The following is a 24,095-nucleotide window of genomic DNA, read 5'->3' as shown; positions in this document are numbered from 1 at the left end:
CGGGCGTACTCCCCGGGGAGTACCGCCCCGGTGCCCGGGGGGTGGGCTCAGTGCTCGATGCCGGCCGATGGGTTCAGTGCTCGATGCCGACCGTGCGGGCGAGGCCGGCCGCGGCCTGGCGGAAGAACGGCGCCCGTTCCTCCACGATCCGGTGGAACTGGCCGAACACCTCGAACCCGACCAGCCCGAACAGCTGCGCCCAGGCGGCCACCAGCGTGGCCACCACCGCCGGCGGCAGGTCCGGGGCGAGGTCGGCGGCCATGCGGCGGGCCTCCGGCTCCAGCTCCGCGACGAGCTTGGGGACGGCGAGGCCCCGGCCTCGGTGCGCCTCGCGGGCGATGCCGATGAGCGCGAGGCCCACCCGGGAGGCGGCGCGGACGGTGTCCTGGGGGGCGGTGTAGCCGGGCACCGGCGACCCGTAGATCAGGGCGTACTCGTGGGGGTGGGCGAGCGCCCAGGCGCGCACCGCCTCGCAGACCGCCGTCCAGCGCCGGGCGGGTCCCTCACCGGCCGCCGTCGCCGTGTCGCGGGCCGCCTCGGCGGCGGCGCCGAGGGAGTCGTAGGCGTCGATGATGAGGGCGGTCAGCAGGTCGTCGCGGCTGGGGAAGTAGCGGTACAGGGCGGAGGAGACCATGTCGAGCTCGCGGGCGACCGCGCGCAGGGAGAGCTTGGCGGGGCCGTCCTCGGCGAGCTGCCTGCGGGCCGCTTCCTTGATGGCGGCGGTGACCTCGACCCTGGCCCGGGCGCGGGCGCCTCGTGCGGTGCTGCCGGTGCTGCTGCGGTCTGTGCTCATGCGGCCAGTCTCCCACGGATCGAGAGCAGCGCACACATTCGTGAGCGGTGCACACTTTCGAGAGCACCGCTCTTGCATTGGAGCGCTCGGCCGGGCAGACTGAACGCAAGAAAGAGAGCAGTGCTCACAAGCGAGAGCACCAATCCAACGGGAGATTCCATGTCCACGCAGACCCCGCACGTCCGCAAGCCCGGCTGGTTCACCGTCCACGTCCTCAACCGCTCCGTCGCCTGGCTGACCGGCCGCGGGCTCAGCGTGTGGGGCTCCCGCGTGCTGGCCGTCCGGGGCCGCAGCAGCGGCGAGTGGCGCACCACCCCGGTCAACCTGCTGACCGTCGACGGCGCGCAGTACCTGGTCGCCCCGCGCGGGCACGTCCAGTGGACCCGCAACATGCGGGTGGCCGGCGGCGGCGAGTTGCGGCTCGGCAAGCGGGTGGACGCGTTCACCGCCACCGAGGTCGCCGACGACGACAAGCCGGCCGTGCTCCGCGCCTACCTCAAGCGCTGGAAGGCCGAGGTCGGCGTCTTCTTCAACGGGGTGGGCCCCGACTCCCCCGAGTCGGAGCTGCGTCGCATCGCGCCCGACCACCCGGTCTTCCGGGTGGAGGTCAGGAAGTGACCCCGCCCCCGGCCGGCTCCGCGCCGCCGCCCTCGGTGCCCCCACCGCCCTCGGTGCCGCCGGCGTTCCCGCCGCCCCCGGCATCCGCGCCGGCCGCCGGGGCCTCCGGAGCCGTCGGAGCCGTCGGCGTGCGGTCCGTGGCGGCGAGGGCTCGCTGGGCCAGCGGATGGCTGCGCACCAGCTCGCCCAGCGTCGTCGACCCCTGGGTGATGTCGCGGAACGCCCGCCAGGCCGGCCGGAAGCCGGTCAGCGCGGCGTGGAAGAGGCCCGGACGGCGCTCGAAGATCGCCAGCATGCGCTTGCCGACGCTCATCTCGACGCCGAGCCCGGCCTTGACGGCGAAGGCGTAGTTGAGCGCCTGCCGGCGCGCGTCCACCGCGTCGTGCGCCTCGGAGATCCTGACCGCCCACTCCCCCGCGAGCCGCCCCGACCTGAGGGCGAAGGAGATGCCCTCGCGGGTCCACGGCTCGAGCAGCCCGGCCGCGTCGCCGCAGACGAGGACCCGGCCGCGGGAGAGCGGCGAGTCGTCGGCACGGCAGCGCGTCAGATGCCCCGAGGAGACGGCCGGTTCGAAGCCGGCCAGGCCGAGGCGGCCGACGAAGTCCTCCAGATACCGCTTGGTCGCCGCGCCCTCGCCGCGCGCCGAGATGACGCCGACCGTCAGCGTGTCGCCCTTGGGGAAGACCCAGCCGTAACTGCCGGGGATGGGCCCCCAGTCGATGAGCACCCGGCCGCGCCAGTCCTCGGCGACGGTGTCCGGGACGGGGATCTCCGCCTCCAGGCCGAGGTCGACCTGGTCGAGCTTCACCCCGACGTGTGCTCCTATCCGGCTGGCGCTGCCGTCGGCGCCGACCACGGCCCGGGCGAGGACCGTCTCGCCGCCCTGGAGCACGACCGCCACCGTGCGCCGGTCGGGGACCGAGGAGCCGTGCTGCTCCACCCGGGTCACCGTGGCGCCGGTGCGCAGCTCGGCGCCCGCCTTCTGGGCGTGCTCGACCAGCTGCTGGTCGAACTCGGGCCGGTTGACCAGGCCGAAGAGCATCTGCCGGGAGCGCCGGGTCCGGGTGAAACGCCCGTTGTTGGAGAAGGTCACCGCGTGCACCCGGTCCCTCAGGGGCAGGTCGAAGCCGGGCGGGAGGGTGTCGCGTGAGGGGCCGATGATGCCGCCGCCGCAGGTCTTGTACCGGGGCAGTTCGGCCTTCTCCAGCAGCAGCACGCGCCGCCCCGCGACCGCCGCCGCGTAGGCGGCCGAGGCCCCGGCCGGTCCCGCGCCCACCACGACCACGTCCCAGACCTGACGCGCGTCGTCCGCCGAAGAGTTCTCGCTGCTCACGATGGTCTACTGCTCCGATCAAACCGCATGCCCGCACCTGTCCCCCGCATCCTACGGGCGGGCCCCGCCGCAGGCCGCTGTGGGAGGATCGACGGCGCGGGGGCCGCTCGCAGGACCGCGTCCCGCGGGGGTCGGTACGCCGGCGCCGTCGGCCACCGCGCCGCCGTCCCACCGGTACAACTTCGCATCGGTACAACGTCGCACCCACAAGGAGCGTGCCCATGTCCTCGCATCCGGTCGCCGAGACCGTCTCCTCGCTGCTGCCCCGCGCGAAGGAGGAGCTGGCCGAGCTGGTCGCCTTCAAGTCGGTGGCGGACTTCGCCCAGTTCCCGCGCGAGGAGAGCGAGGCCGCCGCGAACTGGATCGCGACCGCGCTGCGCGCCGAGGGCTTCGAGGACGTGGCGCTGCTGGACACCCCGGACGGCACGCAGTCGGTGTACGGGTACCTGCCGGGCCCGCAGGGCGCCCGCACCGTGCTGCTGTACGCGCACTACGACGTGCAGCCGCCGCTGGACGAGGCGGGCTGGGACACGCCGCCGTTCGAGCTGACCGAGCGCGACGGACGCTGGTACGGGCGCGGCGCCGCCGACTGCAAGGGCGGCGTGCTGATGCACCTGCTCGCGCTGCGCGCGCTGAAGGCGAACGGCGGCGTGCCGGTGCACGTCAAGGTGATCGCCGAGGGCTCGGAGGAGCAGGGCACCGGCGGTCTGGAGCGCTACGCCGAGCAGCACCCGGAGCTGCTCGCGGCCGACACGATCGTCATCGGCGACACGGGCAACTTCCGTACCGGGCTGCCGACGGTCACCACCACGCTGCGCGGCATGACGATGCTCCGGGTGAGCGTCGACACGCTGGCGGGCAACCTGCACTCGGGTCAGTTCGGCGGGGCGGCGCCGGACGCGCTGGCCGCCCTGATCCGCGTCCTGGACTCGCTGCGCGCCGAGGACGGCTCGACCACGGTGGACGGTCTCGACGCGGACGGCACCTGGGACGGGCTCGCCTACGAGGAGGGGCAGTTCCGGCGGGACGCCCGGGTCCTGGACGGCGTGGAGCTGATCGGGTCCGGCGCGGTCGCCGACCGGCTGTGGGCCCGGCCGGCCGTCACGGTGCTGGGCATCGACTGCCCGCCGGTCGTCGGCGCCACGCCGTCGGTGCAGGCGAGCGCCCGGGCGACGGTCAGCCTCCGGGTGCCGCCGGGCACGGACGCCGCGGACGCGACCAAGCTGCTGCGGGCGCACCTGGAGGCGCGCACGCCGTGGGGCGCCCGAGTGGCCGTGGAGCAGGTCGGCCAGGGCCAGGCGTTCCGCGCCGACCACACCAGCCCGGCGTACCGGGCGATGGCCGACGCCATGGCGGTCGCCTACCCGGGCCAGGAGATGAGCTACGCCGGCCAGGGCGGCTCCATCCCGCTGTGCAACACGCTGGCCGCGCTGTATCCGGACGCCGAGATCCTGTTGATCGGGCTGAGCGACCCGGAGGCGCAGATCCACGCGCTGAACGAGAGCGTGTCGCCCGAGGAGCTGGAGCGGCTGTCGGTGGCGGAGGCGCTGTTCCTGCGGAACTACGCGGCGAGCTGACGCCGTGCCCAAGGGCCCGGTGCGTCCGGTGTGTCCGGTGCGTCCGGCGCGGTCGGCCGGCGCTCAGCCGACCGGCGTGCCGGCCTCCAGGTAGAAGGGCGCCCCGCGTTCCCGGGCGCGTAGGGCCCAGCGCAGTCGCGCGTAGCGCACCGGCGGCAGCAGGCGGGCGGCCTCGTCCTCGGTGACGAAGCGCCAGGCGCGCAGTTCGGGTCCTGGCAGCAGTACCCGGCGGGCGTCGGCGGGGGCAAGCCGGCCGCCGTCGAAGAGCAGCCGCAGGCCGCCGTAGCGCGGTGGGGCGGGCGCCTCCCAGTCGACCACCAGCAGGCCGGGGGCGTCGGCGAGGTGGATCCCGGTCTCCTCGGCGACCTCGCGGACCCCGGCCCGGGCGGGCGCCTCGCCCCGTTCGACGACCCCGCCGGGGAACTCCCAGCCGGGCTTGTAGGTGGGGTCGACGAGCAGCACCCGGTCCTGCTCGTCGAAGAGGAGTACGCCGGCGGCGACGGTCTCCGCGGACGGCTCGGGGGTCTGCACGATGTCGCAGGCCGGTACGGTGCCGTCGCCGACGGCCTCGGCGATCCGGACGGCCGCCTGGTGCGGGGTGAGGGCGCCGGTGTCGACCGGGTGGGCGTCGGCGGCGAGCCAGGAGGCGAGGGCGGCGCGGTAGGGCTCGATGTGGTCGAAGGCCCACTGCCGCACGCGCAGGTCGCCGTCGGGGAGGTCCGCGGGCACCGGGCGGCCGGCTATCCGCTCCCGCAGGATCGTTTCGGCCGGGGCCAGCAGGATGTGCCGGACCTCGATGCGGCGGGCGGCGAGGCCGCCGAAGATCTCGTCGCGGTACTCCTGGCGCAGCAGCGTCATGGGCACCACCAGGGTGCCGCCGACCTCGGCGAGCAGGGCGGCGGCCGTGTCGATCACCAGCCGGCGCCAGATCGGGAGGTCCTGGAAGTCGCCGGTCTCGGCGAGGCGCTTGGGCGGCAGGAGGTGCGTGAGCGTCCCGCCGACGTGCTCGGGGTCGAAGAGCGTGCTGTGCGGGATCAGGTCGATCAGCTCCCGTGCGGTGGTGGTCTTTCCCGCACCGAACGCGCCGTTGATCCAGACGACGGTCACAAGTCCCCCTCTTCTGTTGGCCCCCTGTGGCTTGCCCGCTCCACCCTGCCACGGAAACCACACCCAGTTGAGGGCGGTGCGGTGCCGGTACGACGACGGCGCCGGCCCCCGGAGGGGTCGGCGCCGTGCGCGAGGGTGGCGGGCGTCAGCCGAGCTGCCCCAGGGCGTCGTCGTCCACGTGGAGGCTGTCGGTGGCGACCGTGTGCTGGACGTCGTCGAGCGTGTCCTGGACGTCGAGGTGGAGCGGGAGGTCGGCCGGTGCGGCGTGCGAGGGGCTGACGGCCGCGACGACGAAGCCGGTGGCCAGGGAGGCGATGGCGAGCATGCTGCGCTTCTTCATGCCCTCACAACGGCAGGGGCCGCCCCCCGGTCACGGCCCGGCCGGAACGCGCGGGCGCCGCAGGCCGGAAGCGTGGGCGCCGCAGGTCAGAAGCGCAGGCACCGCAGGTCAGACGTGGGCCGCCCGGCTCTCCGCCGCCTTCGTGAGGGCCGCCGAGGCCGCGCCCACCAGACCCGCGTCGGTACCCATCTGGGCGGGGACGACCGTGAGGCGCTGGACGAAGGACAGGGTGGCGTAGCGGGTGAGGGCCTGGCGGAGCGGGGCGAAGAGGACCTCGCCCGCCTTGGCCACGCCGCCGCCGATCACGGCGATGTCGATCTCCACCAGGGTCGCGGTGGCGGCGATGCCGGCGGCCAGGGCCTGTGCGGCGCGGCCGAAGGAGGCCGTCGCGACCGGGTCGCCGCGCCGCGCGGCCTCGGCCACGGCCGCGGCCGAGGCGTCGCCGTCCGGACCGGGACGCCAGCCGTCGGCGAGGGCGCGGCGCGCGATGTTGGGGCCGCTCGCGATGCGCTCGACGCAGCCGCGCGAGCCGCACGGGCACGGGTCGCCGTCCAGGTCGACGCTGATGTGGCCGATGTGCCCGGCGTTGCCGGTCGGGCCCGGGTGCAGCCGGTCGTTGAGGACCAGGCCGCCACCGACGCCCGTGGAGACCACCATGCACAGCGCGTTGTCGTGCCCCCGGGCGGCGCCCTGCCAGTGCTCGGCGGCGGTGATGGCCACGCCGTCGCCGATCAGCTCGACGGGCAGCCCGCCGACGGCGTCCCGCACCCGCCGGACCAGCGGGAACTCGCGCCAGCCGGGCACGTTCACCGGACTGACCGTGCCGGCCGAGGCGTCCACCGGGCCCGCGCTGCCGATGCCCACGGCGGTGGCCCGGTCCCACAGCGGGGCGGCGGTCAGCTCGCCGAGCACCGCCTCGACGGCCCGCATCACGCTCTCGCCGTCCTCCTGCGCGGGGGTCGGCCGCTGCGCGCGCGCCTGGATCCGGCCGTGGCCGTCGACCAGCGCGCCGGCGATCTTGGTGCCGCCGATGTCCAGCGCTGCCACGAGGTCGGTCTGCATGTGAGTCGGTTTCTCCAGGGCGAAAGGGGTCGGCAAGGGACGGCGGGGGTGGTCACAGGATGACGATGGACAGTCTCTCCCGAATCTGACAACGTTGTCCAGGCTCTATGCTCGACGCCACACCCTCATACAACCGCATGATCGCCACTTTCGTGGGACCACAGGACAGGACACCGCACCGTGCCCGACACGCATCGCCGCGCACAGCCCCGCCCCGGGACGCGCTACGGCAACCGGCCGACGATGAAGGACGTGGCGGCCCGCGCCGGGGTCGGGCTCAAGACCGTCTCGCGAGTGGTCAACGGGGAGCCCGGCGTCACCCCCGAGACGGAGCGGCGGGTGCGCGAGGCCATCGACGCGCTCGGCTTCCGCCGCAACGACAGCGCCCGGGTGCTGCGCAAGGGCCGCACCGCCAGCATCGGCCTGGTCCTGGAGGACCTCGCCGACCCCTTCTACGGGCCGCTCAGCCGGGCCGTGGAGGAGGTGGCCCGCGCGCACGGCGCCCTGCTGATCAACGGCTCCAGCGCGGAGGACCCGGACCGCGAGCGCGAGCTGGTCCTCGCGCTGTGCGCACGGCGGGTGGACGGCCTGGTGGTGATCCCGGCCGGCGACGACCACCGGTATCTGGAGCCGGAGCTGAAGGCGGGCGTCGCGACCGTGTTCGTGGACCGCCCGGCGGGCCGGATCGACGCGGACGTGGTGCTGTCGGACAACTTCGGCGGCGCCCGCGACGGCGTGGCCCACCTGATCGCGCACGGCCACCGCAGGATCGGCTTCATCGGCGACATGCCCCGCATCCACACCGCGGCCGAGCGGCTGCGCGGCTACCGGGCGGCCATGGAGGACGCCGGCACCACGGTGCGGGAGGACTGGATCTCCCTGGGAGTCACCGACCCCGAGCGGGTGCGGCGCGCGGCCGAGGAGATGCTGGCGGGCCCGGAGCCGGTCACCGCGATCTTCACCGGCAACAACCGGGTGACGGTCACCGTGGTCCGGGTGCTCGCCGAACACGCCCACCCGGTCGCCCTCGTCGGCTTCGACGACATCGAGCTTGCCGACCTGCTGCGGCCGGGCGTCACCGTGGTCGCCCAGGACGCGGCCACCCTCGGCCGCACCGCCGCCGAGCGGCTCTTCCGCCAGCTGGACGGCTCGCTGATCGCCCCCGACCGCATCGAGCTGCCGACCCGCCTGGTCACCCGGGGGTCGGGGGAGCTGCCGCCGGCCGGGTGAGCGGCGCGGCGGCCGGCGGCACGGCGGGTGCTACTGCGCCGAGGCGGTGAGGTCGCCGCGGCGCGGGGCGGAGAAGGACTCCAGGTCGGCGCGGGTCAGGCCGGCCAGGCGGGCGACCTCAGCGATGTCGAGGGCGCCGCAGTCCAGGCCGCGCAGGAGGTAGCCGCTGAGCGCCTTGGCGGTGGCGGGCTCGTCCATGACGTCGCCGCCGGTCTGGCTGACGTAGCGGGCGAGGCGGCCGGCGGCCTGCTCGAAGCCCTCGCGGTAGAAGGCGAAGACGGCCGCGTACCGGGTGGGGATGTGCCCGGGGTGCATGTCCCAGCCCTGGTAGTAGGCGCGGGCGAGCGCGCGGCGGGTGAGGCCGTAGTGCAGCCGCCAGGCGTCGTGGACCTTGGCGGTGGGGCCGATGGGCAGCACGTTGGTGGAGCCGTCGGAGACGCGGACGCCGGTGCCGGCCGCGGCGACCTGCATGACGGCCTTGGCGTGGTCGGCGGCCGGGTGGTCGCTGGCCTGGTAGGCGGCGGAGACGCCGAGGCAGGCGCTGTAGTCGAAGGTGCCGTAGTGCAGGCCGGTGGCGCGGCCCTCGGCGGCCTGGATCAGGCGGGCGACGGCGGCGGTGCCGTCGGCGGCGAGGATGGACTGGCTGGTCTCGATCTGGATCTCGAAGCCGATCCGGCCCGGCGCGAGGCCGCGCGCCTGCTCGAAGGCCGCCACGAGGCGCACCATGGCGGTGACCTGCTCGGGGTAGGTCACCTTGGGCAGGGTGAGGACCAGGCCGTCGGGCAGGCCGCCGGCCTCCATCAGGCCGCTGAGGAAGATGTCGAGGGTGCGGATGCCGCGGTCGCGCACCGCCGCCTCCATGCACTTCATGCGGATGCCCATGTAGGGGGCGGCGGTGCCCTCCGCGTACGCCTCGGCGATCAGCCGGGCGGCGCGGGCGGCGGCCTGGTCCTCCTCGGCGTCGGACCGGTTGCCGTAGCCGTCCTCGAAGTCGACGCGCAGATCCTCGATCGGCTCGCGCTCCAGCTTGGCGCGCACCCGGGAGTAGACCGGCTCGGCCAGCTCGTCGGAAAGCCCCAGGACGGCGGCGAAGGACGCGGCGTCGGGGGCGTGCTGGTCGAGGGCGGCCAGCGCGCGGTCGCCCCAGGTGCGGATCGTGTCGGCGGCGAAGGCGTCGCCGGGCACGTAGACGGTGTGGACGGGCTGGCGGGTCCCCGGGTCGCCGGGGTAGCGGCGCTCCAGCTCCGCGTCCACCGGTGCGAGGGAGGCGCTGATCTCCTCGCTGACGGCACCCGCGAGACTCGTCGCCACCTTCTCCTGCTGACCCATCCGACACCCTCCTGTTTTCCGCTGACCGGAATCAATTATCCGTAGAGCGAAGTTATCTGCCGCCCCTCCCCCGGTCAACACCGTCCCGGCCATCCTGCGCACATGCCGAGGCCCCCGCGACCAGGGACGATCGCGAGGGCCTCGGCCGGACGGCGTCCGTGAGGAGTGGTCAGCCCTTGCGGGTCTGCACTTCCTCGGTGAGCTGCGGGACGACCTCGAAGAGGTCGCCGACCACGCCGTAGTCGACCAGGTCGAAGATCGGGGCCTCGGCGTCCTTGTTGATGGCCACGATGGTCTTCGAGGTCTGCATGCCGGCCCGGTGCTGGATCGCGCCGGAGATGCCGGAGGCGATGTACAGCTGCGGGGAGACCGACTTGCCGGTCTGGCCGACCTGGTTGGTGTGCGGGTACCAGCCGGCGTCCACCGCGGCGCGGGAGGCGCCGACGGCCGCGCCGAGCGAGTCGGCCAGGCCCTCGATGAGCGCGAAGTTCTCCGCGCCGTTGACCCCGCGACCGCCGGAGACCACGATCGCGGCCTCGGTCAGCTCCGGGCGGCCGGTCGACTCGCGCGGCGTGCGGCCGGTGACCTTGGTGCCGGTGGCCTGCGCGGAGAAGGACACCGACAGGGCCTCGGCGGCGCCGGCGGCCGGAGCGGCCTCGACGGAGACCGAGTTCGGCTTGACCGTGATGACCGGGGTGCCCCTGGAGACGCGGGACTTGGTGGTGTACGACGCGGCGAACACCGACTGCGTGGCGACCGGACCGGAGTCGCCGGCCTCCAGGTCGACGGCGTCGGTGATGATGCCGGAGCCCAGGCGCAGCGCCAGGCGGGCGGCGATCTCCTTGCCCTCGGCGGAGGACGGGACGAGCACGGCGGCCGGGGAGACGGCCTCGTGGGCGGCCTGGAGGGCGTCGACCTTGGGCACGACCAGGTAGTCGGCGTACTCGGCGGCCTCGTGGGTGAGGACCTTGACCGCGCCGTGCTCGGCGAGCGCGGCGACCGTGTCACCGGCGCCGGCGCCCAGCGCGACGGCGACCGGCTCGCCGATGCGACGGGCGAGGGTCAGCAGCTCCAGCGTGGGCTTGCGGACGGCACCGTCCACGTGGTCGACGTAGACGAGAACTTCAGCCATGGGACTTCTTCTCTCCTGCTTGCGAAGGGTGCGGGGGCGGGGACGGATCGGGGCCTAGATGAACTTCTGGCCCGCGAGGAACTCGGCGAGCTGCTTGCCGCCCTCGCCCTCGTCCTTGACGATCGTGCCCGCCGTACGGGCCGGACGCTCGGCCGCGCCGTCGACCGCGGTCCAGGAGCCCGCCAGGCCGACCTCCTCGGCCTCCAGGTCCAGGTCGGACAGGTCCCAGGACTCCACCGGCTTCTTCTTGGCCGCCATGATGCCCTTGAAGGACGGGTAGCGGGCCTCGCCCGACTGGTCGGTGACCGACACGACGGCCGGCAGGGACGCCTCGAGCGTCTCGGAGGCGGCGTCGCCGTCACGGCGCCCGGTGACCGTGCCGCCCTCCACGGAGACCTCGGAGAGCAGGGTCACCTGGGGGACGCCGAGGCGCTCGGCGAGCAGGGCCGGGACGACGCCCATGGTGCCGTCGGTGGAGGCCATGCCGGAGACGACCAGGTCGTAGCCGGCCTTCTCGATCGCCTTGGCCAGGACCAGGGAGGTGCCGACGGCGTCGGTGCCGTGCAGGTCGTCGTCCTCGACATGGATCGCCTTGTCGGCGCCCATGGACAGCGCCTTGCGCAGGGCGTCCTTGGCGTCCTCGGGACCCACCGTCAGGACGGTGATCTCCACGTCGTCGTCGGAGTTCTCCGAGATCTGCAGCGCCTGCTCGACCGCGTACTCGTCCAGTTCGGAGAGCAGACCGTCGACGTCGTCGCGGTCGACGGTCAGGTCATCGGCGAAGTGCCGGTCGCCGGTGGCGTCGGGCACGTACTTCACGGTGACAACGATCCTCAAGCTCACGCCGGCTCTCCTACTGCATCGACATTTCAGTGCTGCCTGCTTGCAGGCAGCATAGGCGCCACAAGCGGCCGATTCCGGTCGGGTCCGATCGGGGCGACCCGCGCTCCGGCCGGAATATTACTCGTCAGTACACCCAGTTCATGCCCGCTGAGCAAGCGCTTTGAACTGTGACCTTCGCAACGCAGCGTAACCGGAATCCCACCGCCGCGCAGAACGCGCGGGATCATTCCGGCAGGCCGGTGAAACGCCCCCGGTGGTACACCAGCGGCCGGCCGGGCCCCGTGGCGTCGCCGTGTGCGATCTCCGCCAGCACGACGCGGTGGTCCCCCGCCGGGACCCGCCCGGCGACCCGGCAGACCAGCCAGGCCGGCACGTCGTCGAGGACGGGCACGCCCTCGGGGCCCTCGCGCCAGGCGGTCGGCGGCCCGAAGCGGTCGGCGCCGCTGCGGGCGAAGCGGGCCGCCAGCTCCTGCTGGTGCTCCCCCAGCAGGTGGACGCCGACGTACGCGGCCCGCGAGACGGCGGGCCAGCTGGAGGCGCCGGCGGCGATGCCGAAGGAGAGCAGCGGTGGCTCGGCGGAGACGGAGGCGAGCGAGGTGGCGGTGAAGCCGACCGGACCGGCCTCCCCGGGGGCGGTGATCACGGCGACGCCCGCCGGGTGCCGCCGGAAGACGGCTCGCAGCAGGTCCTGGGTGCCGGGGTGCGCCTCCCGCCGCGGGGCGGGCAACGCGGGCCCGGCGGCGGACCGGCGGGGCGAGGCGCTCACACCGCCTCCCCGAGGGCGGCGATCACGTCGGCCTTGCGGGGCAGTCCGGCGGCCCGGCGCACGACGCGGCCGGTGGCGTCGAGGACCAGCACCGTCGGGGTCTTCAGCACGCCGAGGGCGCGCACCAGCTCCAGGCGGGCCTCGGCGTCGATCTCGACGTGGGCGACGCCGGGCACCAGGCCCGCCACCTCGGTGAGGACGCGCCGGGTCGCCCGGCAGGGCGCGCAGAAGGCGCTGGAGAACTGCACCAGCGTGGCGCGCGCCCCCAGCTCCCGGCCCAGGTCGCCCGCGCCGAGCACCGTCGCCCCCTCGTCCCGCCCGTGCACGCGCACCCCTCTGCTCCGCCGCCGTCGCGGCCCTGTCGTGGTGGGCCCGCGTGTGCCGCGCGCCGCCCGTCCGAGTCGTCGTCTGTGCAGCGCACGCGCGCGGCCGGTCATTCCCGGTCCCGGTACCCGGTTCGCCGGCGCCGACCCGCCGGGGACGTGATGAGGATCTCGCCGGGTACGGGCACCGGGGCTGGTTCCCGGGCCGTTCTTCGGGCACGATCTGCGACAAGCCGCAAAACCTACGGCTGCGTAACTTCGGCTGGGAGTCCCTTCCCAGGATCCCAGGCAGAGAAGGAAGGGCCCTACCCGCCCATGGCAGAGTTCGTCTACCGACCGGTGATCGGTCTCGCCCGCACCATGTTCAAGGTGTGGGATCTCAAGATCGACCTCCGGGGCGCGGAGAACATCCCGCGCTCGGGCGGCGCCGTGCTGGTGAGCAACCACATCAGCTACCTGGACTTCATCTTCGACGGCCTGGCCGCGCTGCCGCAGAAGCGGCTGGTGCGCTTCATGGCGAAGGAGTCGGTCTTCCGGCACCGGATCTCCGGTCCGCTGATGCGCGGCATGAAGCACATCCCGGTGGACCGCAAGCAGGGCGAGACGGCGTACGCGCACGCCCTGGAGTCGCTGCGTTCCGGCGAGATCGTCGGCGTCTTCCCGGAGGCGACGATCTCCGAGTCGTTCACGCTGAAGAGCTTCAAGTCGGGCGCCGCGCGGCTGGCCCAGGAGGCGGGCGTCCCGCTGGTCCCGATGGCGCTGTGGGGCACCCAGCGGCTGTGGACCAAGGGCCACCCGCGCAACTTCAAGCGCAGCCACACCCCGGTCACCATCCGGGTGGGCGAGCCGATGGACGCCCCGCGCGACCAGTACGCGGGGGCGCTGACCCGCCGGCTGCGCGAGCGGGTGCAGGAGCTCCTGGAGGCCGCGCAGCGCGCCTACCCGGTGCGCCCGAGGAGCGCGGAGGACACCTGGTGGATGCCGGCCCACCTCGGCGGCTCGGCCCCGACGCCGGAGCAGCTGCGCACGGCCCAGGCGCACTGACGGCCCGCCCGGGGCGCCGGTCTCAGAGGGCCGCCGGGAGCGTGGCCCAGAGCTGCTCCCGGTCGTCGGCCGCCTTCAGGGCCGCCAGGACGGCCGGGTGCGGCGCGGCGTACAGCTCCGGGAGGTCGGCCTCGCCGGCCGCGCGGTCGGGCCGGAAGGCCAACTGCTCCCCGCCCAGCGAGAAGCGCGCGTCGACGCCGGGTTTGTTGCCCCGCGAGTCCTGCCGGTGCCAGGACCCGTCGAAGCGCACGGCGACGAGCCCGTGCAGCACGTCGAAGCGCTGGTAGCACAGCGCCGTCGGGATGACCTCGGCCCGCAGCAGCGCGGTCAGCGCGTGGGCCTTGGCGTGGCAGATGCCGGTGCGCCGCCCCAGGACGTCGGAGGCCCGCCAGGTGACCCGCGGGTCGCCGGTGTCCTGCGAGTGCGGGATGGTGTCGCGCACGAACTCGAAGGCCCGTCGCGCATAGTCATACGAGTCCTTCGCGTCCCCCGCGAGTCGCGTGGCCGTCTCCCGCACCAGCGGATGGTGATGGTCGATGACCTCGTCGGAGTCCAAGTAGGCGGACAGATCGGGGTCCTGCTGGATCAGCTGCATGCCGCAGAGCATAGGAATGCGCCCACCCGACCGTCAATGACTTTCCAAGTGAGCGCATACTTATGCAGTCGGGGCTAGGCGGCCATCTCCTCCTTGAGGGCCGCCACGAACGCGTCGACGTCGTCCTCGCTGGTGTCGAAGGCGCACATCCAGCGCACGTCGCCGGCGGCCTCGTCCCAGAAGTAGAAGCGGAAGCGCTGCTGGAGCCGCTCGCTCACCTCGTGCGGCAGCCGGGCGAAGACCGCGTTGGCCTGCACCGGGTGGAGGATCTCCACGCCGTGCACGGCGCGCACGCCCTCGGCCAGGCGCTGGGCCATCTCGTTGGCGTGCCGGGCGTTGCGCAGCCACAGGTCCTTGGCCAGCAGGGCCTCCAGCTGCACCGACACGAAGCGCATCTTGGAGGCCAGCTGCATCGACAGCTTGCGCAGGTGCTTCATGTGGCGCACGGCGTCCGGGTTCAGCACCACGACCGCCTCGCCGAAGATCGCGCCGTTCTTGGTGCCGCCCAGGGAGAGCAGGTCGACGCCGACCGCGTTGGTGAAGGTCCGCATCGGCACGTCGAGGGAGGCGGCGGCGTTGGCTATCCGGGAGCCGTCCAGATGCACCCGCATGCCACGGGCGTGGGCGTGCTCGCAGATCGCGCGGATCTCGCCCGGCGTGTAGAGGGTGCCCAGCTCGGTGCTCTGGGTGATCGAGACGACCTGGGGCATGGCCCGGTGCTCGTCGTCCCAGCCGTACGCCTGCCGGTCGATCAGCTCGGGGGTGAGCTTGCCGTCCGGGGTGGGCACGGTGAGCAGCTTCAGGCCGCCCATGCGCTCGGGGGCGCCGCCCTCGTCGACGTGGATGTGGGCGCTCTCGGCGCAGATCACCGCGCCCCAGCGGTCGGTGACCGCCTGGAGCGCGACGACGTTGGCGCCGGTGCCGTTGAAGACCGGGAACGCCTCGGCGGACGCCCCGAAGTGGCCGCGGATCACCCGCTGGAGGTTCTCGGTGTACGCGTCCTCGCCGTACGCCACCTGGTGCCCGCCGTTGGCCAGGGCCAGGGCGGCCAGTACCTCCGGGTGGGCGCCGGCGTAGTTGTCGCTGGCGAAGCCGCGGGCCTCGGGGTCGTGGTGGCGCCGTGCGTCGGTCTTCGGGGGGTTCACGGCTTCTCGGTCAGCCACAGACGGGTTCCGTTCACTTCCGCGGCGGGCTTCGACCAGACCCCGGCGACGGCCTCGGCGAGGTCGGTGACGTCCGTGAAGCCCGCGAACTTCGCGTTGGGCCGCTCGGCGCGCATCGCCTCGTGCACCAACGCCTTGACCACCAGAATGGCAGCCGCGGAGGTCGGGCCCTGCTCGCCCCCCGCCTTGCGGAAGAAGTCGGCCATGGCCAGCGTCCAGGCCTCGGCGGCGGCCTTGGCGGCCGAGTAGGCGGCGTTGCCGGCGGTGGGGTTGCTCGCGCCGGCCGCGCTGATCAGCACGTACCGACCGCGGTCGCTGCGCTGGAGCTGCTCGTGGAAGGCGAGGGAGGTGTGCTGGACGGTGCGGACGAGCAGCTTCTCGAGCAGCTCCCAGTCGCCCAGGTCGGTCTTGGCGAAGGTCTGGCTGCCGCGCCAGCCGCCGACCAGGTGGACCAGGCCGTCGACGCGCCCGAAGTCCTTCTCGATCCGGGCGGCCCACTGGGAGGTGGCCGCCAGGTCGAGCAGGTCGACGGTCTCGCCGGTGACGGCGGCGCCGCCGTGCGCGTAGCGGGCCGCGTCCACCGCCTCGGCCAGCCGCTCCGGGTCGTTGTCGGAGCCGACGACGGTCGCCCCCGCCTCGGCAAGCCGCAGCACCGCGGCCCGGCCGGCGGGTCCGCCCGCTCCGGCCACCGCGATCACCGCGCCGTCCAGCGGCCCGTTCGCCCCGTTCCCCATGGTCCTCGCCTCCCGAGCCCGTGCGCCCTCAGTCGTCTCGTCCGTGCCGTCGCTCACGCGGCGGCCCGCTCGGCACCGTCCGCGGTGATGCCCCTGGTCGAGGCGATCACCTTCTTCAGCTTCTTGGACAGGGCCTCGTAGAACATGCTGAGCGGGAACTCGTCCGGCAGCACGTCGTCGACCAGCTTGCGCGGGGGCTGCGTCAGGTCGAGGGCGTCGGGGCCCTTGGCCCAGGTGGAGCCGGGGTGCGGGGCCAGGTAGGTGGAGACCAGCTCGTAGCCGGCGAACCAGTGGACCAGCTTGGGGCGGTCGATGCCGTCGCGGTAGAGCGTCTCGATCTCGGCGCACAGCTGGTTGGTGACCTGGGGGGCGCGCTGCCAGTCGATGAACAGCTTGTTGTCGGTCCAGCGCACGACGTCGTGCTTGTGCAGGTAGGCGAAGAGGAGCTGGCCGCCGAGGCCGTCGTAGTTGCGCACCCGCTCGCCGGTGACCGGGAAGCGGAACATGCGGTCGAACAGCACGGCGTACTGCACGTCGCGGGCCTGCGGGACGCCCTCCTCGGCGAGCTTCACGGCCTCCCGGAAGGCGGTGAGGTCGCAGCGCAGCTCCTCCAGGCCGTACATCCAGAACGGCTGGCGCTGCTTGATCATGAACGGGTCGAAGGGCAGGTCGCCGTGGCTGTGGGTGCGGTCGTGGACCATGTCCCACAGCACGAAGGCCGCCTCGCAGCGCTTCTGGTCGTCGACCATGGCGGCGATGTCCTCGGGCAGCTCCAGGCCCAGGACGCCGACGGCGGCCTCGGTGACGCGGCGGAAGCGGGCGGCCTCGCGGTCGCAGAAGATGCCGCCCCAGGAGAAGCGCTCCGGAGCCTCGCGCACGGCGATGGTCTCGGGGAAGAGGACCGCGGAGTTGGTGTCGTAGCCCGCGGTGAAGTCCTCGAAGGTGATGCCGCAGAACAGCGGGTTGTCGTAGCGGGTGCGCTCCAGCTCGGCCAGCCAGTCCGGCCAGACCATGCGCAGCACGACCGCCTCGAGGTTGCGGTCCGGGTTGCCGTTCTGCGTGTACATCGGGAAGACGACGAGGTGCTGGAGGCCGTCGGCGCGGCCGGCCGCGGGCTGGAAGGCGAGCAGCGAGTCCAGGAAGTCGGGCACCTCGAAGCCGCCGTCGGCCCAGCGGCCGAGGTCGGCCACCAGGGCCTCGTGGTAGGCGCGGTCGTGCGGGAGGAGCGGGGACAGGTCCTCGACGGAGCGGGTGACCTCGCGCACGGCGGCCTCGGCGGCGGATCGCTCCGGGGCGCCCTCGGCGGCGAAGTCGATCGAGCCGTCCTTGGACTGCCATGGCCGGATCCGCTCCACGGCACCCTTGAGCACGGGCCACGCCGGGTGCTCCACCACCCTGCTCACGGAAGGAATCTGCCCCTCCGCACCCACCTGCACAAGAATTTCCGTCATGACCCATCCTCCACGGGAGAAGCTTGCGTCAGGACACCGTATGTGTTGATGCTTTCTCCCGACAAGGGGAGTACCCGAAAATTATCCTGTCAGACCCCCGTAGCTGCCGCACGATTTCCCGTGCGGCCCGGTCACCCTCCTCCCGCCGTATAGCGGGCGTCGCCGTGGGGAAACCGTCCGATGGGGCCGGAGAGCCGCCGGTGCCGCCGTCGCCGCCGTCCACGGAAGCGAGTCGAGCCTTGAACTTCCTCACCATCGGTCACCGCGGAGCCATGGGCGTCGAGCCCGAGAACACCCTGCGCTCCTTCGTCGCCGCCGAACAGGGCGGACTGGACGTCGTCGAACTCGACCTGCACCTGAGCAAGGACGGCGCGCTCGTCGTCATGCACGACGCGGAGGTGGACCGCACGACCGACGGCACCGGCGCGATCGCCGACAAGACGCTCGCCGAACTGCGCGCCCTGGACGCCGGGCGCGGGGAGCGGATCCCGGTCTTCGAGGAGGTGCTGGACGCCGTGTCGCTGCCGGTGCAGGCGGAGATCAAGGACACGGCGGCGGCCCGGACGCTGGCCGAGGTGATGCTCCGCCGGGACCTGGTGGAGCGGGTGGAGGTGATCTCCTTCCACGACGAGGCGATCGTGGAGATCGCCCGCCTGGTGCCCGGGGTGCGCACCGCGCTGGTGGCGCAGTACTACGGCCCCAAGGTGGTGGACCGGGCGGTCGCGGCGGGCGCCGGCACGCTCTGCCTGGACATCACCCGGATCACCCTCGAGGTCGTGGAGCGGGCCCGCAAGGCGGGCCTCAGGGTCTGCGGCTGGGTGGTCAACACCCAGGACCACCTGCGGCTGGTGCGGGCGCTCGGCCTGGACGGCGCCACCACGGACTTCCCGGAGATCCGCCGCACCGGCCGCTTCACCGCGTGAGCCGCCGGGCCGCGGCGCGGCTCAGGCGAGCGGCTTGACCAGCAGCTCGAACTGCAGATCGGCCCGGCGGGGCAGCCCGAAGCGCTCGTCGCCGTACGGGAAGGGGCTCATCCGGCCCGTACGGCCGTAGCCGCGCCGCTCGTAGAAGGCGATGAGGTCGTCGCGCACCGAGATCACGGTCATGTGCATCTCGGTGGCGCCCCAGTCGGCGCGGGCCCGCCGCTCCGCCTCCGCGATGACCTGCTTGCCGAGGCCGGCGCCCTGGAGGGCCGGGCTGACGGCGAACATCCCGAAGTAGGCGTGCGTGCCGCGGTGCTCCAGCTGGCAGCAGGCCACGAGCGCGCCGTCGCGCTCCACCACGAGGAGCGTCGAGTCGGGCGACTCGACCAGCGCCAGGACCCCCTCCGGATCGGTGCGCTGACCCTCCAGGAGATCGGCCTCGGTGGTCCACCCGGCGCGGCTGGACTCGCCGCGGTAGGCGGACTCGACGAGCGCGACGATCCCGGCCACGTCGGCGGCGGCGGCCTCGCGGAAGGTCAGGGCGGTGGCGGCGTGCATGCGGGGCGTCTCCGGTTCGATCAGGTGCGCGGCACGGGCACCTGTGAGGGTAACGCCGCCGCCGGGCAGGCCCTAAGGTCGGGACGCATGGTGCATGTACTCAGCAGTCGGATCCTGCTCCGGCCCGTCGACCCCGACCGCTCCCGCGCGTTCTACGGGGAGCAGCTCGGCCTCGCCGTCCAGCGCGAGTTCGGTGAGGGGCCCGAGCGCGGCACGGTCTACTTCCTGGGCGGCGGCTTCCTCGAGGTCTCCGGGCGCGCTGAGGCGCCCGCACCGCCGGGGCCACGCCTGTGGCTCCAGGTCGAGGACGCCGAGGCGGCCCACGCGGAGCTGCGGGCGGCGGGCGTGGAGATCGTCCGGCCGCCGGTCAAGGAGCCGTGGGGGCTGGTGGAGATGTGGATCGCCGACCCGGACGGCACGCCGATCGTGCTCGTGGAGGTGCCGGCCGACCATCCGCTGCGCTACCGGCCCGGCATCTAGGGCCTCGCCGCGCCCTCTGGATGGCCCCGGCCGGGCGGTCGACTTAGCGTGCAACAGGGGGCTACCGAAGGGACGGCCGGTGTCATGAAGGTGCATGAACCGGTGCCCGGCGGGCCCTGCTGGGTCGAGCTGGGCACCAGCGATCCGGAGGCGGCGCGGCGGTTCTACACCGAGCTGTTCGGCTGGCGGTGCGAGACCGACCCCCGCCCGGAGGCGGGCGGCCACACCCTGGCCCGGCTGGGGGAGGCGGCCGTGGCCGCGGTGACCCGGCTGTACGCGGCGGGGCAGCCGGTGGCCTGGAGCGTCTCCTTCGCCGTGCCCGACGCGGACGCCGCGCTGCGACAGGTGACGGCGGCCGGCGGGGCGGTGCGGCAGGGTCCCGTGGACGTGCTCGACTCGGGCCGGTTCGCGGTGGCCGAGGACCCGACGGGCGCGGTGTTCCAGCTGTGGCAGGCCGGGGCGTTCCCGGGAGCCGGGGTGTTCAACGCGCCCGGCTCGCTGGGCTGGGTGGAGCTGCTGACCCGGGAGCCCGGGCGGGCCGAGGACTTCTACACCACGGTGTTCGGCTGGACGGTGACCGGCGACGCCGGCTATCCGCAGTGGGGCGTCGGCGGTGCGGACTTCGGCGGCCTGGTCGCCATGGACGAGAAGTTCCCGCACGAGGTGCCGGCGCACTGGCTGCCGTACTTCGCGGTGGCCGACGTCGACACCGCCGCCGACGACACCACCGGCGGGGGCGGCACCGTGCTCATGGCACCCACCTCGCTGCCCGAGGGACCGCGGATCGCGGTGCTGCGCGACCCGCAGGGCGCGATGTTCGGCGTCTACCGGGCGGGCGACGAGCCCTGAGCGCGGGCCCGGCGGGCCGTCAGAACCGCAGCGCGTCCAGGCGGCCCTCGAGGCGGCCGAGGAGCGCGGCGAGCAGGGCGGCCAGCTCCTCCCGGTCGGCGGCCCCGATCTCGGAGAGCACGGCGCTCTCGTAGGCGAGCTGGTCGGGCAGGATGCCGTCGACCAGGTCGCGCCCCACGCCGGTGAGGCCGACGTGGGCGACCCGGCGGTCGCGGGTGTCGGCGCGGCGCTCGACCAGTCCCCGCTCGGTGAGCTGCTTGAGCCGCTTGGTGACGGCCGCCCCCGAGGAGAAGGTCTCCCGCGCCAGGTCGCCCGGGGTCAGCTCGTGCCCGGTGCGGCGCAGCGCGCCCAGCAGGTCGAACTCGGCGCGGCTGAGACCGGCGCGGCGCAGCGGGGCGTCCTCGGCCTGCTGGAGCAGGGCGGCGCAGCGGTTGACGCGGCCGATGATCTCCATGGGGCCGGTGTCGAGATCCGGGTGCACGGCCCGCCACTGCCGGACCACCGCTGCGACGGTGTCCCCGTCGCCGCTCGTCCGGCCCTCGGGGGTGGTCATGGGCGTACGTCCTCCGTCCTCGTGCCGGCGTCCCCGGCGGGGCGCGTCGCCTGGCGGCGCACGATCCCGGCGAGCGTACGGTGTCCGGACTGCTCGGCGAGCACTACCCGCTCCTGCGGCAGGGCCCGCTGCCACCACTCGCCGGACGCGGCCTCCACGGCGGCCCGCAGGCCGGCCAGCGCACCGCTCAGCGCGCGGCGGGCGGCCTCCAGGTCCCCGGCCGCGGGGGCCGGCTCGGCGAGCAGCCGGGCGGCGCGCTCGCGGGCGCGGTCGGCGGCGGTGACCGCCCGCTCGACCTGGTCGCCGGCGCGCCGGTTGGTGACGGCGACGGCGGCCAGGAAGCCGACCAGGGCGCCGACCAGGGTGTCCACCGCCCGCTCGGTCATCAGCTCGCCGGTGTGCTGCGGGCCGGCGAACTCGGTGATCAGCAGTGCCATGGGGGTCACGCACACGCTGCCGAGCCAGTAGTTGCGCGTGATGAGCGCCTCGGCGCCGAAGTTGAGGGCGAGGCAGCACAGCACGAGGAGCACCTGCCCGAGGTGGGCCAGCGGGACGATCGCCGCGAACAGCAGCACTCCGGCGAGGTTGCCGACCACGCGCTGCACGGCCCGGCTCCAGGTCAGGGTGAGGTTGGCCTGGTAGAGGGCGGCGGCGGTGACCAGGGCCCAGTAGGGGCGGCCGACGCCGAGGGCCAGGGAGGCGTAGCCGGCCAGCGCGCAGCCGAGGGCGGTGCGCAGGGCCAGGGGGGCGAGCGGGCCGATCCGGCGGCGCAGCGAGGGGGGTGCGGCGGCGCGTTCGGCGTCGACGCCGAACAGTTCGTCGGCGGTCGCTCCGGGGGCGCCGGTGTGCGGGACCCGGCGCGTGCCGCGCAGCGCACGGGCCCAGGCGCGCAGCGGTTCCGGGTCGGTGTCGGCGGGGGCGGCGAGGGCGACCTCGGCGCGGACGACGAGCCGCTCCAGGGCGTGCCGTCCCGCGGCGCCGGGCCCGGTGGCCGGCAGGGCGAGCAGCGTCTGCCAGGCAGCCTGCACTGCGGTGTACCCGGTGGCCCGGGCGGCGGCGTGGCCTTCGGCGGTGCCGTCGGTGGCGGCGTACGCGGCGGCGGCGCGCAGGGCCTGGGCAGTGGCGCGGCGTTCGGGGCCGTGCGGGCGGACCAGCGCGGGGGCCATGCAGACCAGCCAGGCCCAGGCGCCCGCCGCCGCGCCGAGCGCCAGGTGGCCGGGGATCTGGCCGAGGCTCTGCGGGACGAAGAGGCAGGCGGAGCTGATGAAGCACAGGACGACGTTGCCGGGCGGGCCGAGCCGGGTGGCGTCGCAGAGCGCCTTCTGCGCGGCGGCCAGCAGGGCGCCGACGGTGACGAGGACGACGGCGTTCGTGGTGAGCGAGGCGGTGACCAGGGCGACGGCCACGCCGGCGAGCATGCCGACGATCACCCGGGCGAGGATGCCGGCGCGGGCGGCGTAGGGGCGGTTGTGCGCGTAGAGGGCGCACAGGGAGCCGGCCATGGTGTACATCGCCAGGTCGAGCCGGCCGAGCGCCAGCAGGACGAGGTTGGGCGGGGCGACGGCGGCGACGGAGCTGAGGGCGGGCTTGAACCAGATGTCGGAGGGGCGGCGCGTCCGCAGTACACCGGCGAGCGGGAGGCGGGGGGTCATGCAAGGAGATTAGCAGGTGTTTTACCTATAAAGCACTTGGCCGAGGGCATCGCGCTCCCCCCGCACACGCCCGCGTGCCTCCTTGCGCCCGCGTGCACGCCGCCTCGCCCGGGCAGGTCTTCGACCGACCGTCGAGCGACGAGCGGGGAGGCCCCCTGTGCACGGACCGGTCTCGTCCGGCTGGCTGCTGGTCGCGCTGTGCGCGGCGACCGGCGCCTACTGCCTGCTGCGGATGCGCAGCGATGTCGAGGAGCAGCGCCGCGCCGCGGGCGGCGAGGCCCTCATGGGGTTCGGCATGGCCGCCATGGCCGTGCCCGCCGCGGTGTTCAGCCCGCCCGGCTGGACCTGGCCGCTGTACGCGCTGGTCTTCGGCGCGGCGGGGCTGCGCGCCCTGTGGGCGGCCCGATGGCGCCGGCGTCACCTGCATCACCTCGTCGGCGCGGCGGCCATGGTCCACATGGCGGTGGCGATGGCCGCGGCACCCGGTGGAGCGCCCCACCATCACGGCACGGGCGGCTCCGGCGTCCCGGCGCTGACGGCGGCGCTGCTGCTGTACTTCACCGGCTACGTCCTGCTGACCGGCGCGCGGCTGATACCGGCCGTCGCGGTGGCGGGCGCCGGTCCGGCAGCGGGCTGGGGCGACCGCCCGGAGCTGGCGCGGGCCTGCCGGCTGGCGATGGGCATCGCGATGCTGGCGATGCTGCTGACCCTGTGAGGGGCTGGTGACCCCGTGAGGACCGGGTGAACCTGTGAGGGCCGGGTGACCCCGTGAGGCGCTCCCGCTCGCTGCGGCCGACACGCGGGATTGGCCCCGCGCACCCCCGTTCGGCGAGGATCGCGGAATGCAGACGTCCTCCGTCGACTCCCCGCCCGGTCCCCCACCGTCCCGCACCGCCCGTCGCGCCGCCTGGGCGCTCGGGCTGTGCTCGGCGCTGCTGCTGGCTCTGGTCGCGGTGGAATGGGCGCCCCTGACCGGGCTGGACGACGACATCGCGGACACCACGCACCGCTGGGCGACGGGCCATCGCGGGGCGACGCGGGTGATGCGGGTGCTCAGCGACTGGGTGTGGGACCCCTGGACGATGCGCCTGCTGTGCGCGGCGGTGGTGGTGTGGCTGTGGTGGCGGCGCGGGGACCGCTTCACCGCCGGGTGGCTCGCGGTGACCGCCGTCGCCGCCGGACTCTTCCAGCAGGTGCTGAAGGCGGTCGTGGACCGGGCCCGCCCGGCCTGGCCCGACCCGGTGGACCTCGCGCACTACGCGGCCTTCCCCTCCGGACACGCCCTGACCGTCACCGTCGTGTGCGGCCTCCTGGTGTGGCTGCTCGGCCACTACGGCGCCGCTCGCGGCCCCCGGCTCGCCGCCCTCGCCGTGGCGGCGGTCAGCGTGGCCGGCGTCGGGGCGACCCGGGTGTGGCTGGGCGTCCACTGGGCGACGGACGTGCTGGGCGGCTGGCTCCTCGGCGCCCTGGTGGTGTGCCTGGCGGTCCTGGCCCACCGGCGGTGGGCGGGGCGGTGGGTTACGGAACCGACGCGCCGGGAGACGTAGCCTCGGGCAACCAGCAGCCAGACCGTACGCTCTGGACGATCCCCCGCGCCGCCCAGAGCGTACGGTAGCGGTGACGGACCCGCAGGGGGCCCG

The 24,095-nt window shown here is 74.3% G+C and carries 26 protein-coding genes; 9 read left to right on the top strand and 17 right to left on the bottom strand.

Going from position 1 to position 24,095, the window contains the following annotated elements:
• Nucleotides 1–73 precede the first annotated feature (73 nt).
• On the bottom strand, nucleotides 74–793 hold the full coding sequence (locus ACGFZL_RS10265) for a TetR/AcrR family transcriptional regulator (RefSeq protein WP_393690431.1): 720 nt from the start codon (nucleotides 791–793) through the stop codon (nucleotides 74–76).
• A 159-nt stretch (nucleotides 794–952) separates the two neighbouring features.
• On the opposite strand from ACGFZL_RS10265, the gene ACGFZL_RS10260 reads away from it, so the two are divergent.
• Nucleotides 953–1,411 carry a nitroreductase/quinone reductase family protein gene (locus ACGFZL_RS10260; protein ID WP_355169084.1) on the top strand — a complete coding sequence of 153 codons (459 nt, stop codon included), beginning with the start codon at nucleotides 953–955 and terminating at the stop codon, nucleotides 1,409–1,411.
• Here ACGFZL_RS10260 and ACGFZL_RS10255 read toward each other — a convergent pair.
• Nucleotides 1,401–2,744, bottom strand: a complete 1,344-nt coding sequence (locus tag ACGFZL_RS10255; protein ID WP_393690430.1) for a geranylgeranyl reductase family protein — start codon at nucleotides 2,742–2,744, stop codon at nucleotides 1,401–1,403. The two genes, ACGFZL_RS10260 and ACGFZL_RS10255, sit on opposite strands and share 11 nt — an antisense overlap.
• 221 nt (nucleotides 2,745–2,965) lie before the next feature.
• On the opposite strand from ACGFZL_RS10255, the gene ACGFZL_RS10250 reads away from it, so the two are divergent.
• Complete coding sequence (locus ACGFZL_RS10250; RefSeq protein ID WP_393690429.1) at nucleotides 2,966–4,321, top strand: dipeptidase; 1,356 nt, start codon at nucleotides 2,966–2,968, stop codon at nucleotides 4,319–4,321.
• A gap of 63 nt (nucleotides 4,322–4,384) precedes the next feature.
• On the opposite strand, the gene ACGFZL_RS10245 is transcribed toward ACGFZL_RS10250, so the two are convergent.
• The 3 genes from ACGFZL_RS10245 to ACGFZL_RS10235 all read right to left on the bottom strand — a co-directional run bounded on the left by ACGFZL_RS10245 (nucleotide 4,385) and on the right by ACGFZL_RS10235 (nucleotide 6,830).
• The gene (locus ACGFZL_RS10245) at nucleotides 4,385–5,428 is read right to left on the bottom strand and encodes an NUDIX domain-containing protein (protein ID WP_393690428.1); all 1,044 of its coding nucleotides are present in this window, start codon (nucleotides 5,426–5,428) and stop codon (nucleotides 4,385–4,387) included.
• 145 nt (nucleotides 5,429–5,573) lie between these two features.
• Entirely contained in the window at nucleotides 5,574–5,768 is a 195-nt protein-coding gene (locus tag ACGFZL_RS10240) for a hypothetical protein (protein ID WP_355169092.1), read from the bottom strand.
• 108 nt (nucleotides 5,769–5,876) lie between these two features.
• A complete protein-coding gene (locus ACGFZL_RS10235; protein ID WP_355169094.1) occupies nucleotides 5,877–6,830 on the bottom strand; it encodes an ROK family protein in 954 nt (317 codons plus the stop codon).
• Between the two features lie 180 nt (nucleotides 6,831–7,010).
• On the opposite strand from ACGFZL_RS10235, the gene ACGFZL_RS10230 reads away from it, so the two are divergent.
• Nucleotides 7,011–8,060, top strand: a complete 1,050-nt coding sequence (locus ACGFZL_RS10230; protein WP_393690427.1) for a LacI family DNA-binding transcriptional regulator — start codon at nucleotides 7,011–7,013, stop codon at nucleotides 8,058–8,060.
• A 30-nt stretch (nucleotides 8,061–8,090) separates the two neighbouring features.
• Here the strand turns inward: ACGFZL_RS10230 and ACGFZL_RS10225 are convergent, their stop codons facing one another.
• From ACGFZL_RS10225 to ACGFZL_RS10205, 5 genes are all read right to left on the bottom strand, one after another.
• Complete coding sequence (locus ACGFZL_RS10225) at nucleotides 8,091–9,389, bottom strand: DUF6986 family protein (protein ID WP_393690426.1); 1,299 nt, start codon at nucleotides 9,387–9,389, stop codon at nucleotides 8,091–8,093.
• A gap of 169 nt (nucleotides 9,390–9,558) precedes the next feature.
• Nucleotides 9,559–10,521, bottom strand: coding sequence for an electron transfer flavoprotein subunit alpha/FixB family protein (locus ACGFZL_RS10220; protein ID WP_393690425.1), 963 nt, complete (start codon nucleotides 10,519–10,521; stop codon nucleotides 9,559–9,561).
• Nucleotides 10,522–10,575: 54 nt separating this feature from the next.
• Complete coding sequence (locus tag ACGFZL_RS10215) at nucleotides 10,576–11,364, bottom strand: electron transfer flavoprotein subunit beta/FixA family protein (RefSeq protein ID WP_393690424.1); 789 nt, start codon at nucleotides 11,362–11,364, stop codon at nucleotides 10,576–10,578.
• Between the two features lie 223 nt (nucleotides 11,365–11,587).
• Nucleotides 11,588–12,091: a flavin reductase family protein gene (locus tag ACGFZL_RS10210; RefSeq protein WP_393690609.1), complete on the bottom strand. Its 504-nt coding sequence runs from the start codon at nucleotides 12,089–12,091 to the stop codon at nucleotides 11,588–11,590.
• Between the two features lie 35 nt (nucleotides 12,092–12,126).
• Nucleotides 12,127–12,462 (bottom strand): thioredoxin family protein, encoded by a 336-nt coding sequence (locus tag ACGFZL_RS10205; RefSeq protein WP_355169104.1) that lies wholly within the window; start codon nucleotides 12,460–12,462, stop codon nucleotides 12,127–12,129.
• A gap of 306 nt (nucleotides 12,463–12,768) precedes the next feature.
• On the opposite strand from ACGFZL_RS10205, the gene ACGFZL_RS10200 reads away from it, so the two are divergent.
• Nucleotides 12,769–13,497, top strand: coding sequence for a lysophospholipid acyltransferase family protein (locus ACGFZL_RS10200; protein WP_393690423.1), 729 nt, complete (start codon nucleotides 12,769–12,771; stop codon nucleotides 13,495–13,497).
• Nucleotides 13,498–13,519: 22 nt separating this feature from the next.
• Here the strand turns inward: ACGFZL_RS10200 and ACGFZL_RS10195 are convergent, their stop codons facing one another.
• From ACGFZL_RS10195 to ACGFZL_RS10180, 4 genes are all read right to left on the bottom strand, one after another.
• A complete protein-coding gene (locus tag ACGFZL_RS10195; protein WP_393690422.1) occupies nucleotides 13,520–14,092 on the bottom strand; it encodes a transglutaminase family protein in 573 nt (190 codons plus the stop codon).
• Between the two features lie 74 nt (nucleotides 14,093–14,166).
• Nucleotides 14,167–15,237: a threonine aldolase family protein gene (locus ACGFZL_RS10190; protein ID WP_393690421.1), complete on the bottom strand. Its 1,071-nt coding sequence runs from the start codon at nucleotides 15,235–15,237 to the stop codon at nucleotides 14,167–14,169.
• Nucleotides 15,234–15,989, bottom strand: a complete 756-nt coding sequence (locus ACGFZL_RS10185; protein ID WP_393690420.1) for an SDR family NAD(P)-dependent oxidoreductase — start codon at nucleotides 15,987–15,989, stop codon at nucleotides 15,234–15,236. Before ACGFZL_RS10185 ends, ACGFZL_RS10190 begins: the two co-directional genes overlap by 4 nt.
• A gap of 53 nt (nucleotides 15,990–16,042) precedes the next feature.
• Entirely contained in the window at nucleotides 16,043–17,440 is a 1,398-nt protein-coding gene (locus ACGFZL_RS10180; RefSeq protein WP_393690419.1) for a DUF6421 family protein, read from the bottom strand.
• Between the two features lie 239 nt (nucleotides 17,441–17,679).
• Here ACGFZL_RS10180 and ACGFZL_RS10175 point away from each other — a divergent pair, with 239 nt between their 5' ends.
• Nucleotides 17,680–18,363 carry a glycerophosphodiester phosphodiesterase gene (locus ACGFZL_RS10175; protein ID WP_393690418.1) on the top strand — a complete coding sequence of 228 codons (684 nt, stop codon included), beginning with the start codon at nucleotides 17,680–17,682 and terminating at the stop codon, nucleotides 18,361–18,363.
• Nucleotides 18,364–18,384: 21 nt separating this feature from the next.
• Here ACGFZL_RS10175 and ACGFZL_RS10170 read toward each other — a convergent pair whose 3' ends face one another.
• Nucleotides 18,385–18,921, bottom strand: coding sequence for a GNAT family N-acetyltransferase (locus tag ACGFZL_RS10170; protein WP_393690417.1), 537 nt, complete (start codon nucleotides 18,919–18,921; stop codon nucleotides 18,385–18,387).
• An 87-nt stretch (nucleotides 18,922–19,008) separates the two neighbouring features.
• On the opposite strand from ACGFZL_RS10170, the gene ACGFZL_RS10165 reads away from it, so the two are divergent.
• Together ACGFZL_RS10165 and ACGFZL_RS10160 are read left to right on the top strand one after the other, a co-directional pair.
• Nucleotides 19,009–19,401 carry a VOC family protein gene (locus ACGFZL_RS10165; RefSeq protein WP_393690416.1) on the top strand — a complete coding sequence of 131 codons (393 nt, stop codon included), beginning with the start codon at nucleotides 19,009–19,011 and terminating at the stop codon, nucleotides 19,399–19,401.
• Nucleotides 19,402–19,485: 84 nt separating this feature from the next.
• Nucleotides 19,486–20,250 carry a VOC family protein gene (locus tag ACGFZL_RS10160; protein WP_393690415.1) on the top strand — a complete coding sequence of 255 codons (765 nt, stop codon included), beginning with the start codon at nucleotides 19,486–19,488 and terminating at the stop codon, nucleotides 20,248–20,250.
• 19 nt (nucleotides 20,251–20,269) lie between these two features.
• Here ACGFZL_RS10160 and ACGFZL_RS10155 read toward each other — a convergent pair whose 3' ends face one another.
• Together ACGFZL_RS10155 and ACGFZL_RS10150 are read right to left on the bottom strand one after the other, a co-directional pair.
• Nucleotides 20,270–20,803 carry a MarR family winged helix-turn-helix transcriptional regulator gene (locus ACGFZL_RS10155; RefSeq protein ID WP_393690414.1) on the bottom strand — a complete coding sequence of 178 codons (534 nt, stop codon included), beginning with the start codon at nucleotides 20,801–20,803 and terminating at the stop codon, nucleotides 20,270–20,272.
• A complete protein-coding gene (locus ACGFZL_RS10150) occupies nucleotides 20,800–22,455 on the bottom strand; it encodes an FUSC family protein (protein ID WP_393690413.1) in 1,656 nt (551 codons plus the stop codon). Before ACGFZL_RS10150 ends, ACGFZL_RS10155 begins: the two co-directional genes overlap by 4 nt.
• A 157-nt stretch (nucleotides 22,456–22,612) precedes the next feature.
• Between ACGFZL_RS10150 and ACGFZL_RS10145 the strand changes: the two genes are divergently transcribed.
• Both ACGFZL_RS10145 and ACGFZL_RS10140 read left to right on the top strand, forming a co-directional pair.
• Complete coding sequence (locus ACGFZL_RS10145) at nucleotides 22,613–23,170, top strand: DUF5134 domain-containing protein (RefSeq protein ID WP_393690412.1); 558 nt, start codon at nucleotides 22,613–22,615, stop codon at nucleotides 23,168–23,170.
• A gap of 127 nt (nucleotides 23,171–23,297) precedes the next feature.
• Entirely contained in the window at nucleotides 23,298–24,002 is a 705-nt protein-coding gene (locus ACGFZL_RS10140) for a phosphatase PAP2 family protein (protein ID WP_393690411.1), read from the top strand.
• The last annotated feature ends 93 nt before the right edge of the window (nucleotides 24,003–24,095 follow it).

The sequence above is a fragment of the Streptomyces sp. NPDC048182 genome, assembly GCF_043202555.1.
Lineage (GTDB): Bacteria > Actinomycetota > Actinomycetes > Streptomycetales > Streptomycetaceae > Streptomyces.
The sequence above is the reverse complement of the archived record's forward strand: the minus strand, read 5'-3'. Positions and strand labels throughout refer to the sequence as shown.